We start from the raw sequence: 13642 nt of genomic DNA on the forward strand, positions 1-13642 counted from the left end.
TACCGTGCCGTGCGGCGGGTAATTGCAATAAATGTCGTGGAAACCGGTTTTTTCGTCGCGAATAGACTGCAAATCCGAATATGCCGCTTGCAACCTTCTGTCACACCCCATGAAGATAGCGCAGTCCGACGCTGGCAATGGAGCGCCTATGAATTTCCCACTTTCGACCCCCTGCGGGTACACGTCCATTGCCGACGATTGTATGCCTGCGCCCGTCGATAACGACGCCCTGACCGCGGTCGGGTTGTCCGGGGAAAGTTCGTTGGACGCCTTGCTGCGCGCCGCCCGGCAGACTGCACCCACCTTGACCTGGGCCGCTTATCGTGCCGGCCAGCAAATGCACCTGCTGGGGCAGGGCTGTTCCGCCACGGACTGGCCAACGTTGATCCCCCGGGAGGAATTCGACGGCTACTGCCGCCAGCACCATCTGCAGCGTTGGGTGACCGGCCATGGCGAGTCCGCCCTGGGCTGGCTGTTGATGCCGGAGGCGCACTCCGACGATCCGTACTTCGCCGAGCTGGCCGGCCGCCTCGGCCTGCGCCTGCAAACCGATGCGCTGGCCCGGGCCCAGGCCACCCAGCGGGTGCTCTATGAAATCACTTACCTGGCCAGCTCCACCCGTGACCGCTCGGCGTTTTTGCAGGGCGTGCACCAGCAGCTCTCGACCCTGATCGACGCAGAAAACTTTTACCTCGCGCTCTACGAAAGCCACAGCGGCAAGATCACCTACCCTTATTACATCGACATCACTGACCTCGACGCCCTCGAAGCGGAAACCTACGAGTTTCTCGATCCCGAGCGGCTGTCCATGACCGGTTATGTGCTGACCACCGAGCAGGCGCTGTTCGTTGACGCCGCCGCCATCGAGCGGGCACGCGTGCTGGATCGGTTTCACTGCGTGGGCCATCGCCCCGAATTCTGGATGGGCGCGCCGCTGAAAAACGCCTCCGACGACGTGTTCGGCATGCTGGCGATGCAGGTCTACGATGTGGCCCGGGTCTACAGCGTCGAGGATCAGGAGCTGTTTCTGGTGGTGGCGCGCCACGTCGCGATGGCCCTGGACCGCATCCTGCACCGCGCGCAGCTGGAAGAAACCGTCGCCCGCCGCACCCTTGAGCTGTCCCGCCTGAACGACGCCCTGCGCAACGAAGTGGCCGACCGCGAACGCGCCGAGCACTTGCAGAGCGCGCTGTTCCAGATCACAGAGCTGTCCAGCCAACCCGGCGACATGACCGACCTGTTCAAAAGCCTGCACGGTATCGTTGGCGAACTGCTGTTTGCCCTTAATTTCTATATCGCGCTGTTCGACGACGCCACCGGCGAGGTGACGTTTCCCTACTACGTGGACGAACGCCTGACCCGCCGCCCCGATCCGCGCCGTGGCGAGCGGGGCTTTACCGAATACGTCATCCGCCAGCGCCGGCCGTGCCTGATCGACGGTGCCGAGGCGCGCTGGCTGGAAAGCATCGGTGAGATCACCCTGCAGAACGAGGTCAACCGGTCGAGTTCGTGGCTGGGCATTCCGTTGTTCGACGGCGACGTGGTGCGTGGCGTGCTGGCGGTGCAGAGCTACACCTCCCATGTCAGCTACTCGTTGCGCGATCAGGAGCTGCTGACGTTCGTGTCACGCCACATCGACACGGCCTTGTCCCGACGCAGCGCTGCCGAGGCCATTCATACCGCCAATCTGCGTCTGGAAGCGCGGGTTCAGGACCGCACCCGGGAGCTGGACTACGCCAACGCCAAGCTGCAACACGAAAACGCCCACGACGCGCTGACCGGCCTGCCCAACCGCAGCCATTTGCAGCAGCGCCTGAGGGACGCGTGGGAGAAATTCTGTGAGAAGGGCGAGGAACTGGCGGTGATGTTTATCGACCTCGACCGCTTCAAAATGGTCAACGACAGCCTCGGCCATCATTCAGGGGACTTGCTGCTGATCCAGGCAGCTGACCGGCTGCGCCAGTGCATGCGTGACAGTGATTTGCTGGCGCGGCTGGGCGGTGATGAATTCGCCGTGCTGGCCTACGCCGCGCCGCCGGACGTCACCGTGGCGATTGCCGAGCGCATTCTGCTGGCGTTCGACGTGCCGTTCTACATCGACGGCCATGCGGTGTTTTCGTCGTGCAGCATCGGAGTGGTCGGCGCTGACCTGCAGTTTCACAGCGAGCCGGCGGATTTGCTCCGCGACGCCGACACGGCCATGTACCGGGTGAAAAATGCCGGGCGCGACAGCTACGCCGTGTTCAACCAGGAAGTGCGCCGCGAGGTGTCCGACCAGATGGAGCAGGAGACCGCGCTGCGCAATGCCCTCAAGCGCACCGACGAACTGGTGCCATACTTCCAGCCAATCATCGATGTCGCCAGCGGCCGGATTCTGGCCCTCGAAGCCCTTATTCGCTGGCGTCAGGCCGATGGCCGGATCGTCGCACCGGGTCAGTTTCTGCCGGCGCTGGAAGGCCTGCGCCTGATCGGCCGGCTGGACCTGTACATGCTGCAGCAAGTGGTGGCGATCCTTGCCCATCCCGACCATACGCACTGGCCGACGGTGCACGTCAACTGCTCGAGCTACAGCATCACCCGGCCGGAATTTTCCAGCGAAGTGCTGGGTTTGCTCAACCAGCATGGCGTGGCGGCATCGCGTATCTGCCTGGAACTCACCGAAGGCGCGCTGGTGGCCGAGCCTGAGCTGGCACGCCAGGCCATGAAACACCTGGCGGACAACGGCGTGTCGGTGGTCCTTGATGACTTCGGCGCCGGGTTCTCCTCCCTCAGTTACGTGCATCAGTACCACTTCAGCGGGCTCAAGATCGACAAGTCGTTCACCCTGGAACTGACCACCAGCTCCCGCAGCCGGGCCATCGTTCGCGCCATTGTGCGGATGGCCGAATCCCTCGGGCTGACGGTGGTGGCGGAGGGCGTCGAGGATGCCGCGACCCTGGATCTGCTGCGGGAAATGGGCGCGGGTCAGGCGCAGGGTTACTACTTCTCGATGCCGGTGCCCCAGGACAAGCTGGATTTGAGCGCGTTGCTGTAACACAGGGCGGCCGGTCTGGAGAGATGACTCAGGTCGGCCGTCGCGATATCGTGAAACATTCCGCAACATTTCTCTTCAGGGCGAGTCAACGCTACATCTCCCTGCAAAGAATTGTTCATGAAAACGCCTCGACCCTCCGCACGTCTCAAGCCGCTCAACGAATTACGTAATCTGAAGATGGCCCGTTCTGCCCACGCCTATGTGCGCGGCAGCACGGTGCAGTTTTACGAATGGCTGCACAGCCAGTCTGGCCGACGTTTGCCCAGTGGCCCGCCGGTGTGGATCTGCGGCGACTGCCACGCGGGTAACCTCGGCCCGACCGGCGATTCGAAAGGGCGCATCGACATCCACATCCGCGACCTGGATCAGACCGTGATCGGTAACCCGGCCCACGATCTGGTGCGGCTGGCGCTTTCACTGGCCACCGCTGCCCGGGGTTCCGATCTGCCCGGCGTCGCCACCGCCAGAATGCTCGAAGAGATGATGCAGGGTTATGAGCTGGCGTTCGAAGACGGCGCCGACGAGGAGCCCGCACGTCCGGCACAGGTCAAGGCGGGGATGCGCAGCGCGGTTCAGAGGACCTGGAAGCACCTGGCTCAAGAGCGCATCGAAGACACCCGGCCGACCATTCCGCTGGGCAAGCATTTCTGGTCGTTGTCCCGGGATGAGCGTCATGGCCTGAAAGACCTGTGCTCGACGCCGGAGATTCATGCTCTGGTCACCTCGTTGAAAGGCCGATCCAAGGATGACCGCGTCGAGATGCTCGATTGTGCCTACTGGGTCAAGGGTTGCAGCTCCCTGGGCCTGCTGCGTTATGCGGTCCTGCTGAGCGTGGGCGACGATGAGGATCAGGAATATTGCCTGCTCGACGTCAAGGAAGCGGTCGCTGCCGCCGCGCCGCGCACTCCGCGCGCGGGCATGCCCCGGGACAACGGCAAGCGCGTGGTGGAAGGGGCCCGGCATCTTTCGCCGGGGCTCGGCAACCGGATGATCGCGACGCGCATGCTGGATCATGGCTTCTTCGTCCGCGAGCTGCTGCCCCAGGACATGAAGCTTGAACTCGATCAGCTGAGCGAACGCGAAGCCATGAAAGCCGCCGGTTATCTGGCCCGCGTCGTCGGACTGGCCCACGCCCGGCAGATGGACCTCTCCACGCGCTCGTCGTGGATGCGAGAACTGCAACTCAACCGTTCGCACACCCTGGATGCGCCGTCGTGGCTATGGAGCAACGTCGTGCATCTGGTGGGGAGCCATGAGCAGGGCTATCTCGAGCATTGCCGGCGGTATGCGCTGGAGAATTGATACCGGCTCAGGATTCGATTCGGACGGTGAGGCCCACTTGACCTCCACTTAGGTGGAGGTTCGAGACTGGGCGCCCTTACGTTCAGGATCACTCCCATGACGCCAACCCCCGCTGCTGCTCCCTTCACCTTGTACAACCCGGAAGGCTTGTACGATCCCGCCCCCAACGCCTATTCCCACCTTGCCGTCGTTGGCCCAGGCGCCGAGTGGCTGTTCGTCGCCGGCCAGGGCGGGGAGGACGCTCAAGGCCAGCTGTCCCCGGATTTTGCCGATCAGGCGGCCCACGCCATAGCTAACGTCCGCATCGCCCTGCAATCGCGTGGGGCCGACCTTCGGCATATCTTCAAACTGACGCTGCTGATGGTTGATCACTCCGAAGACCGGTTGCGCTTGTGGGTCGAGCAGGCGGATCTCGCATGGGCGGACAACATGAAGCCGGTGTGCACACTCATCCCCGTCCCACGCCTGGCGCTGGACGGCATGCTGATCGAGATCGAAGCAGTGGCGGCGCTTAGGCCCAGAGACTGACTGGTTTTTAGTGGGACCGGCTTCAGCCGGGAAGAGGCCAGTGTGAGCACCATCAATTCTGCAGCGTGACCGCCGATGCCTTCCCGGCTAAAGCCGGTCCTACAGTCGAGGTTTGCCAATCCCGTTGGGTGTACGCGGTCTCGTAATAGGACCCTTAGTAGGACCGGCTTCAGCCGGGAAGAGGCCAGTGTGAACACCATAAATTCTGCAGTGTGACTGCCGACGCTTTCCCGGCTGAAGCCGGTCCTACAGTCGAGGTTTGCCTGTACCCCAGGGAGTACGCGGTCGATTAGTGGGACCGGCTTCAGCCGGGAAATCACCTGCAAAACCCATAACAGGCGAACCGAGCGGACCGCTTGCTGGTAAATTGGCGCACGCGTCATTTGTTGAGCCATCATTGGCTCCAGAATGGCGGACAGGCGCGGGTCGACCAGCCCTGTCCCCGGCGCTTATCTTTATTCAATCTTTCCTGCTGAAGGGATTTAAACCATGCGGCAATTTGCGGCCCTCGCTCTGTTTCTCAGTCTCAATGCATTCGCCCAGGACGCGCCCCAGCCGATCGCCAAATGGACGCTGCTCGACCAGTTCGACAAGGCTTATACCCTGGACGATCAGGCCCAGGTGCTGTTGATCGCCCGCAGCATGGCGGCGGCGAAGATGGTCAACGCCGCACTGGAAGACAATCCCGAGGGATACCTGGAGCAGCGTCACGTTGTGTACGTGGCGGACATCGAGAAGATGCCGTCCCTGGTAAAGATGGTGGCTGTGCCTGCCATGCGTTCGGCCAAGTACCGCATCCTGCTGGACCGCGAAGCCCGGGTCGCCTCGGCCTACGACGGCGACCGCGACACCGTGCAGTGGCTGACCCTGAAAAACGGCGCGGTCGTCCGTCAGGAACGGTTCTCGGACGGCGAACAGCTCAAGCAAGCCATTGCCAAGCTGGGTTCGCAGTCGGCTAGCCGTTGAGCCCGGCCTTCTCGAAGATCAGCCGCAGGTAGCCGGCGATGGTCGACGCATCGCCGTAGACCTCGCGCAGCGCCTGCTCGGCGCTGGACAGGTGCAGCGCGAGTTGCCGCTTGACCTTGTCCTCGCCGTACAGCGAAACGAAGGTCGATTTGCCGTCGTCCTTGCCTTGATCCTTGTCGCTGTCAGCGCAGCGGTCGCGCAAATCGTCGTACATCTGGAACGCCTGGCCCAGCTCCATGGCGAAGTTCTGCAACAGCGGCCGCTGATCGTCCCGCGCGCCGCTGATGAGCCAGACCATGTCCATGATCGCGCCGAACAACACGCCGGTTTTCAGGTTGTTGGTCAGGGCGATCTCGTCCGCGTCACGGCTGCGCTGGCCGTCGCGCAAATCCTGAAACTGCCCGCGCACCAGCCCTTGCATGCCTACCGTATTGGCCAGCACCTCGACCAGTTCAGTGCGGGTGGTGGCGGCCAGATCGCTGATGCTGGCGACAACACCGAAGGCGCGGCTGAGCAGGGCGATGGCGGTCAGAATGGCCACGTCTTCACCGAACTTCAGGTGGACCGTGGGCTGGCCGCGACGCAGCGACGCGTTGTCCATGCACGGCATGTCGTCGAGCACCAGGGATGCGGCGTGAATCATCTCGACGGCGCAGCCCAGGTCCACGGCCTGTCGCCTGATCGTGCGACTGTTCTCATGGCTGGCCTCGACCAGCCCTTCGGCCGCCAGCACCAACAGCACCGGGCGCATCCGCTTGCCCGGCGCCAACGTCGATTCACGCATGGCCAGCGCCACCAGATCGCGCTCGTTGCCGGATTCGGGCAGCAGATCGGAGAGGCGCGTTTCGATTGCCGCCCGGACGTCTCCCAGTTGCCCGGCAAAGCCCGATTTGATTGTTGTGTCGACGTTACCTGCCATCGGTCTTTCCCTATGCTTTAGCGGTAAAACTGTTCGTCGCGGAGCGGTTCGGCGTGCGAGACCGGTCATCACGGAACGACTGCTGTTTCTAAATGCCTCAAGATACGGCAAAGTTGTACAGGAAAATCGGTTTTGTACAAGATTGCATCTGCAGAAGACCGTAGGGCCCGTTCAATAATTCAGCTGCATGGAGCGAGTATGACTCACAGCGATATGGGTCGTCGCAAAGACGATCACCTCGATATCGTGCTGGACAGGCGCGCCAGCGTGCGTACTTCCTTTTCCGGACTGGACGACATCCGCTTCGAACACTGTGCGCTGCCGGAATTGAATCTGGACGACATTGACGTGAGCAGCTCCCTGCTGGGCATCGCGTTGCGCGCGCCGTTGCTTATCAGCTCCATGACCGGCGGGGCCGAGCGGGCCACCGCGATCAACCGTCATCTGGCCGAAGCCGCTCAGGAACTGGGCATCGCCATGGGCGTCGGCTCGCAGCGGGTGGCCTTGCAGAACGGCGGAGATCAGGGGCTGACCCGCGAACTGCGGCGTCTGGCGCCGGACATCGCGCTGCTGGGCAACATCGGCGCCGCGCAGCTGATCGAGCCTGACGGCCTGGACATGGCCCGCCGTGCGGTCGACATGCTTCAGGCCAACGCGTTGATTATTCATCTAAACCCCTTGCAGGAAGCGGTGCAGGTCGGTGGCGACCGGCGCTGGCAGGGCATCCTCGACGCCATCCGGCGCGTGGTGCACAGCGTCGGCGTGCCGGTGGTGGTCAAGGAAGTGGGCGCAGGCCTGTCCGCCGATGTGGCAATGGCGCTGGTGAATGCCGGAGTGCAGGTGCTGGACATTGCCGGGCTCGGCGGCACCAGTTGGGCTGCGGTGGAAGCCGAGCGCGCCCAGAGCCCCGCCGATCGCGAGGTCGCCATGGCATTCGCGCAGTGGGGCATCCCGACCGCCGTCAGCCTGGCCATGGTTCGCCAGGCCTTGCCCGACACGCCGCTGATTGCCTCCGGCGGCATTCACAATGGCATCGACGTGGCCAAGGCCATTCGGCTGGGCGCGGATGTCGTCGGCCAGGCCGCAGGCGTGCTGCGCAATGCGACGCTGTCCACCGCTGCTGTCATCGAACACTTCGACATCGTCATCCGCCAGTTGCGCATCGCCTGTTTCTGCACCGGTTCAGAGGACCTGCGCGCGTTGCGCAGGGCCCGTTTGCTGGCGCCCAACACCCTGCAGTCGTTGCTGTCATGACCCATTTTGCGGTGGTGGCGCCGGCATTCTACAGCCACTTTCAGGCGTTTCAGGCCCTGGCCGGGACGCTGATCGACCGGGGTCATCAGGTCACCTTTTTCCAGCAGGCCGATGCCCGCCGCTGGCTGACCGATCCGCGCATCGGCTTTCACGCCCTCGGTGCCCTCAGTCATCCGCCGGGCAGTCTTGAAGCGGCGCTGCGCCGTGCCGCTTGTTCCAATAACCCGCTGCGCCTGCGCCGGGTGATCCGCGACCTGTGCGACACCACGCACATGCTCAGTGCCGAGCTGCCATCAGCGCTGGCGGTGCGGCAGATCGAGGCCTTGCTGTGCGATCAGATGGAAGCGGCGGGCGGCATGGTCGCCGAAGGGCTGGGCTTGCCGTATGTCTCGGTGGCCTGCGCCTTGCCGGTCAACCGCGAGCCGCAGTTGCCGCTGCCGGTGATGCCCTTTGCCTACGCCACCGATGAACGCAGTCAGCATATGTTCGAAGGCAGCCGCAAGGTGTACGACTGGCTGATGAGTCCGTTGAGCAAGGTGCTGCGTGATGCGTCACGGCGTCTGGCCATCGAGCCCCGCGACGGGCTGCATGAATGCCTCTCGCCGTATGCGCAGATCAGCCAGACGCTTCCCGGATTCGATTTCCCCCGTCAGCATCCACCGGCCAATTTTCACGCGGTCGGGCCACTGCGGGCGGCACAGACCGAACAGCCGGGCGAATGGCCGATTGACCCCGCCCGGCCATTTATCTTCGCCAGCCTCGGCACGCTGCAGGGCAGTCGCTATGACATGTTCAAGCGCATCGCCACGGCCAGCCGGCAATTGGATGCGCAGTTGCTGGTAGCCCATTGTGGCGGGCTCGATGCCCGGCAAGAGCAGCGGCTGATCAAGACCGGCGCGACCTGGGTGACCGATTTCGCACCGCAACAATGGGCGCTGCAACACGCCGATGCGGTGGTGACCCACGGCGGCTTGAACACCGTGATGGACGCTATCGTGGCGCGCACGCCGATGCTGGTGATGCCCATCGCGTTTGATCAGCCGGGCGTTGCTTCGCGCGTTACCCACGCCGGGATTGGCCTGCAACTGCGTCGCGGCGCCGGGGCAGGGCAGATTCGCGAGCGCCTTACGCAACTGCGCGGGCTGTCCGCAGAGCCTTTTGAGCGCCTGGCGACCGAACTGGCGAACGCTGGCGGCACCTCCCGTGCCGCCGACATTGTCGAAGCCGTGGTGCGCACGGGTGAGCCAGTGCTGGCGGGGTTGATGCCATGACGTACGATTTGATTCTTGCCGGCGGCGGCTTGGCCAACGGGCTGATCGCCTGGCGCCTCAAACAGCTGCGGCCGGAGCTGCGGGTGCTGTGCATCGAAGAGCAGACGCACCTGGGCGGCAATCACACCTGGTCCTACCACGAAGGCGACCTCACTGCTGAGCAGCATCAATGGCTGCAGCCCTTGGTGGTTCAGCGCTGGTCGGCCTATGACGTGCACTTCCCGCAACGCTCGCGACGGTTGAACAGTGGCTATGCCAGCATCACGTCGGAATGCTTTGCCGAGGTCATCGAGCCCGCTTTGGGCGATGCGCTCCTGACCGGCCGACGCATCACCGACCTCACTCCCAACGCCGTGGTGCTGGAAGGCGGCGAGCGGCTTCAGGCCCGCGCGGTAATCGATGGCCGTGGCGTGCAGGCCACGGCGCACATGGTGCTGGGGCAGCAGGCGTTTCTGGGTCAGTTGCTGCGTTTGCAGGCGCCCCATGGCCTGACCGCGCCGATCATCATGGATGCCCGCGTCGCGCAGGGGGAGGGTTACCGCTTCGTTTACGTGCTGCCTTTTTCAGCTGACACCCTGCTGATCGAGGACACCCATTACGTCGACCAGCATTCGTTTTCATCTGACCAGCTTCGTCAGCACATCGCCGACTACGCCGCCGCCCAGGGCTGGGAGATTGCCGAGTGCCTGCGCGAAGAGCAGGGCGTGTTGCCGATCACCCTGGCCGGGGATTTCGCCGGGTTCTGGCGCGAAGCGGCGGGCCAGCCACGATCCGGTTTGCGGGCCGGGCTGTTTCATTGCACCACCGGCTATTCGCTGCCCCATGCCGTGCGGCTGGCGGAGTGGATCGCCGTTCAGTCCAGGCTGGATGCCGAGTCGCTGGACGCCGGCATTCGCGCTATCGCGCAGCGCGCGTGGCACTCCCAGGGTTTCTATCGGCTGCTTAATCGCATGCTGTTCCTGGCCGGGCGTCCGTCCAATCGCTGGCAGGTGATGCAGCGGTTTTACGGGCTGTCCGAAGGCCTGATCAGCCGTTTCTACGCAGGGCGCAGTAGCCTGGCCGACAAGCTGCGCGTGCTCACCGGCAAACCGCCCGTACCGATCGACGAGGCGGTCAAGGCCGCTTTTCGTTACCTGCCCAAGCACTACCAGGCCAGGCATCACCCGCCTAAGCACAACGAGAATTGAAATGACCCAAGCAAAAACCGCAATTGTGATTGGTGCCGGTTTCGGCGGCCTGGCGTTGGCCATCCGGCTTCAGGCAGCGGGCGTGCAGACGACGCTGCTGGAAAAACGCGACAAGCCCGGTGGCCGCGCCTACGTCTACGAAGATCAGGGTTTTACCTTCGACGCGGGGCCGACGGTGATCACCGACCCGACGGCCATCGAAGAGCTGTTCACCGCCGCCGGCAAATCCATCAAGGATTACGTCGAGTTGCTGCCGGTGTCGCCGTTCTATCGCCTGTGCTGGGAAGACGGCACGAAGTTCGATTACGCCAACGATCAGCAGTCCCTCGACACCCAGATCGCGGCACTGAACCCCAAGGACGTCGCCGGTTATCAGCGCTTTCTGGCGTATTCCAAAGCGGTGTTTCAGGAAGGCTATCTGAAGCTCGGCGCCGTGCCGTTCCTGTCCTTCCGCGACATGGTTCAGGCCGGGCCGCAGCTGGCGAAGTTGCAGGCATGGCGCAGCGTGTATTCCATGGTGTCGGAGTTCATCGAGGACGACAAACTGCGTCAGGCGTTTTCGTTTCACTCGCTGCTGGTGGGGGGCAATCCGTTTGCAACGTCCTCCATTTACACGCTGATTCACGCCCTCGAACGCCAGTGGGGCGTGTGGTTTCCCAAGGGCGGGACCGGCGCGCTGGTGCAGGGCATGGTCAAGCTGTTCGAAGACATCGGCGGGCGTTTCGAGCTCAACGCCGATGTCGCCAGCATTGACACCAGTGGCCAGAGAGTGACCGGCGTGCGCCTCAAGGATGGCCGGCAGATCAGCGCCGATTGCGTGGCCTCCAACGCCGACGTGATGCACACCTACGCCGAACTGCTCGGCGGCCACCCGCGCGGGGTCAAGGAAGGCGTACGGCTGAAGGGCAAGCGCTTCAGCAACTCACTGTTCGTCATCCACTTCGGGCTCAAGCGTCCGCAGCCACAGTTGCAGCACCACACCGTGTGTTTCGGCCCGCGCTACAAGGCGCTTATTCAGGAGATTTTCAAGGGCGCGGCGCTGGCCGAGGATTTCTCGCTGTACCTGCACGCGCCGTGCATCACCGACCCGAGCCTGGCGCCGCCGGGGTGTTCGAGCCATTACGTGCTGTCACCGGTGCCGCACCTGGGCAACGCCGATATCGACTGGGAAGTGGAAGGGCCGCGCTACCGCGACCGCATCTTCGCGTACCTGGAGAAGTACTACATGCCGGGCCTGCGCGAGGATCTGGTCACCAGCCGCATCTTCACGCCCCAGGATTTCAAGGGCGAACTCAACGCGCACCTCGGCTCGGCGTTTTCCCTTGAGCCGATCCTGCGACAAAGCGCCTGGTTCCGCCCCCATAACCGCGACGCAAGCCTGAGCAATCTGTACCTGGTCGGCGCCGGCACTCACCCGGGCGCCGGTGTGCCGGGTGTCATCGGCTCCGCCAAGGCCACGGCCGGGCTGATGCTGGAGGACCTGCATTCATGAGCGTGGCCGATCAGGCGCTGCTCGACCACGCCACCCAGAGCATTGAAGTCGGCTCGAAAAGCTTCGCCGCCGCGTCGCGACTCTTCGATCCCGTGACCCGTCGCAGCGCGGTGATGCTCTATGCGTGGTGTCGGCATTGCGACGACGTCATTGACGGCCAGGAAGCGGGGCACTCGGCGACGGTGGTCAGTCAGCAGGAAGTGACCGAGCGGCTGCAACGGCTGATCGCCCAGACCCACGCCGTGTATGCCGGCACGCCGACCCACAGTCCGGCGTTCGAAGCGTTCCGGGAAGTTGTCCTGCGCCATGGCATCGAGCAGTGCTACGCCCTGCAGCATCTGGATGGCTTCGCGATGGACGTCAGCCAGCGCGAATACCGGCGCGTCGACGACACGCTGGAGTACTGCTATCACGTGGCCGGCGTTGTCGGCCTGATGATGGCGCAGATCATGGGCGTGAGTGACGAGGCGACCCTCGACCGCGCCTGTGATTTGGGGCTGGCGTTTCAGCTGACCAACATCGCCCGGGACATCGTCGAAGACGCTTCGGTTGGGCGTTGCTACCTGCCGGGCGACTGGCTGGATGAGTTGGGCATTCCCCACGGTCGCCTTGCATCTCCGGAATACCGTCCAGCGGTAGCCGTATTGGCAAAGCGGCTGGTGGACATGGCCGAGCCGTACTACGAGAGTGCCAATGCCGGCTTGACCGCGCTGCCATGGCGATCGGCCTGGGCAGTGGCGACGGCGGGGTGCGTCTACCGCGAGATCGGGGTGAAGGTCAGGGAGCGCGGCGCGCGGGCCTGGGATGCGCGGGTCTCGACCAGCAAGCTGGACAAGCTGCGACTGGTGTTGGCGGGGGCGTGGAAGGCTAGCGTGACTCGTGGTCGGCAGTGGCCGGCGCGGTCTGCGAACCTTTGGCAACGTCCGGGTCGGATTTGTGCAACGGGCCGTCATGCAAGCGTCGGAGCTGAGCGCGTAACCGAGTAACGCTCGGCGCGTAGAGAAAGCCGAACGACACGCAGCGCTCCTTGCCCGACACCGCGTGGTGCATCAGATGCGCCTGATACAGGCGTTTGAGGTAGCCATTGCGCGGCACGTACTTGAACGGCCAGCGCTTGTGCACTAGGCCGTCGTGGGCGACGAAATACAGAAAGCCGTAAGCGGTCATCCCTGCGCCGATCCACTCCAGCGGATGCGCCCCTGCAGTGCCCAGCGCGATCAGCACGATGGCGAACCCGGCGAACACCACGGCATACAGATCGTTCTTCTCGAACCAGCCGGTTCTCGGCTCGTGGTGCGACTTATGCCAGCCCCAGCCCCAACCGTGCATGATGTACTTGTGCGCAAACACGGCGAAGCCCTCCATGCCGATCACGGTTGCGAAAAAGACGAGGGCATTGATCATCGGGTTCATCCGCGCAAGTGTCTCAACGTCAGACCGTGAAAAGGCCGACGCTGTTCGGTGCGTGATTGTCGCATGCCGGTGGCTGAAGGCGGAGATCGGTTTGTCAGTTGCCGATTTGCGGTGTGAAGGTTCGGATTGGTGTGGCGTGACCCATGACGCCTTCCCGGCTGAAGCCGGTCCCACTATGAGTACGCGGTGTGCCAGTGGGACTGCAGTGGTCTAATTTCCCCGGACACCTCGATAAGTGGAAAATACATTTATCGAGGAGTTCTACATGACCAGAAA

The 13642-nt window shown here is 63.6% G+C and carries 11 protein-coding genes; 9 read left to right on the forward strand and 2 right to left on the reverse strand.

Going from position 1 to position 13642, the window contains the following annotated elements; genetic code table 11:
- The first annotated feature begins 202 nt into the window (after positions 1-202).
- The 4 genes from IFT99_RS09855 to IFT99_RS09870 all read left to right on the forward strand — a co-directional run bounded on the left by IFT99_RS09855 (position 203) and on the right by IFT99_RS09870 (position 5830).
- Complete coding sequence (locus IFT99_RS09855; protein ID WP_244656956.1) at positions 203-3034, forward strand: sensor domain-containing phosphodiesterase; 2832 nt, start codon at positions 203-205, stop codon at positions 3032-3034.
- Positions 3035-3151: 117 nt separating this feature from the next.
- Positions 3152-4336, forward strand: coding sequence for a DUF2252 domain-containing protein (locus tag IFT99_RS09860; RefSeq protein ID WP_065987092.1), 1185 nt, complete (start codon positions 3152-3154; stop codon positions 4334-4336).
- A 96-nt stretch (positions 4337-4432) separates the two neighbouring features.
- Positions 4433-4864, forward strand: coding sequence for a RidA family protein (locus IFT99_RS09865; RefSeq protein ID WP_192131941.1), 432 nt, complete (start codon positions 4433-4435; stop codon positions 4862-4864).
- A 489-nt stretch (positions 4865-5353) separates the two neighbouring features.
- Positions 5354-5830 carry a hypothetical protein gene (locus IFT99_RS09870; protein WP_065987095.1) on the forward strand — a complete coding sequence of 159 codons (477 nt, stop codon included), beginning with the start codon at positions 5354-5356 and terminating at the stop codon, positions 5828-5830.
- Here the strand turns inward: IFT99_RS09870 and IFT99_RS09875 are convergent.
- Positions 5820-6749, reverse strand: coding sequence for a polyprenyl synthetase family protein (locus IFT99_RS09875; RefSeq protein WP_192131943.1), 930 nt, complete (start codon positions 6747-6749; stop codon positions 5820-5822). The two genes, IFT99_RS09870 and IFT99_RS09875, sit on opposite strands and share 11 nt — an antisense overlap.
- Before the next feature lie 198 nt (positions 6750-6947).
- Between IFT99_RS09875 and fni the strand changes: the two genes are divergently transcribed.
- From fni to IFT99_RS09900, 5 genes are read left to right on the forward strand one after another with little or no spacing between them, the layout of a single operon-like run.
- Complete coding sequence (gene fni, locus IFT99_RS09880; protein ID WP_192131945.1) at positions 6948-8003, forward strand: type 2 isopentenyl-diphosphate Delta-isomerase; 1056 nt, start codon at positions 6948-6950, stop codon at positions 8001-8003.
- On the forward strand, positions 8000-9274 hold the full coding sequence (locus IFT99_RS09885) for a glycosyltransferase (RefSeq protein ID WP_192131947.1): 1275 nt from the start codon (positions 8000-8002) through the stop codon (positions 9272-9274). Before fni ends, IFT99_RS09885 begins: the two co-directional genes overlap by 4 nt.
- Positions 9271-10461, forward strand: a complete 1191-nt coding sequence (gene crtY / locus IFT99_RS09890) for a lycopene beta-cyclase CrtY (protein WP_192131949.1) — start codon at positions 9271-9273, stop codon at positions 10459-10461. The genes IFT99_RS09885 and crtY overlap by 4 nt, the downstream gene beginning before the upstream one ends.
- Position 10462: 1 nt before the next feature.
- On the forward strand, positions 10463-11953 hold the full coding sequence (locus IFT99_RS09895) for a phytoene desaturase (RefSeq protein ID WP_192131951.1): 1491 nt from the start codon (positions 10463-10465) through the stop codon (positions 11951-11953).
- Positions 11950-12939 (forward strand): phytoene/squalene synthase family protein, encoded by a 990-nt coding sequence (locus IFT99_RS09900; protein ID WP_197985907.1) that lies wholly within the window; start codon positions 11950-11952, stop codon positions 12937-12939. Before IFT99_RS09895 ends, IFT99_RS09900 begins: the two co-directional genes overlap by 4 nt.
- On the opposite strand, the gene IFT99_RS09905 is transcribed toward IFT99_RS09900, so the two are convergent.
- Positions 12821-13366, reverse strand: a complete 546-nt coding sequence (locus IFT99_RS09905; protein ID WP_192131953.1) for a sterol desaturase family protein — start codon at positions 13364-13366, stop codon at positions 12821-12823. The two genes, IFT99_RS09900 and IFT99_RS09905, sit on opposite strands and share 119 nt — an antisense overlap.
- Positions 13367-13642: the final 276 nt, after the last annotated feature.

Origin of the sequence: Pseudomonas sp. CFBP 8772, assembly GCF_014841665.1 — a bacterium.
Classification (GTDB): Bacteria; Pseudomonadota; Gammaproteobacteria; order Pseudomonadales; family Pseudomonadaceae; genus Aquipseudomonas; species Aquipseudomonas graminis_B.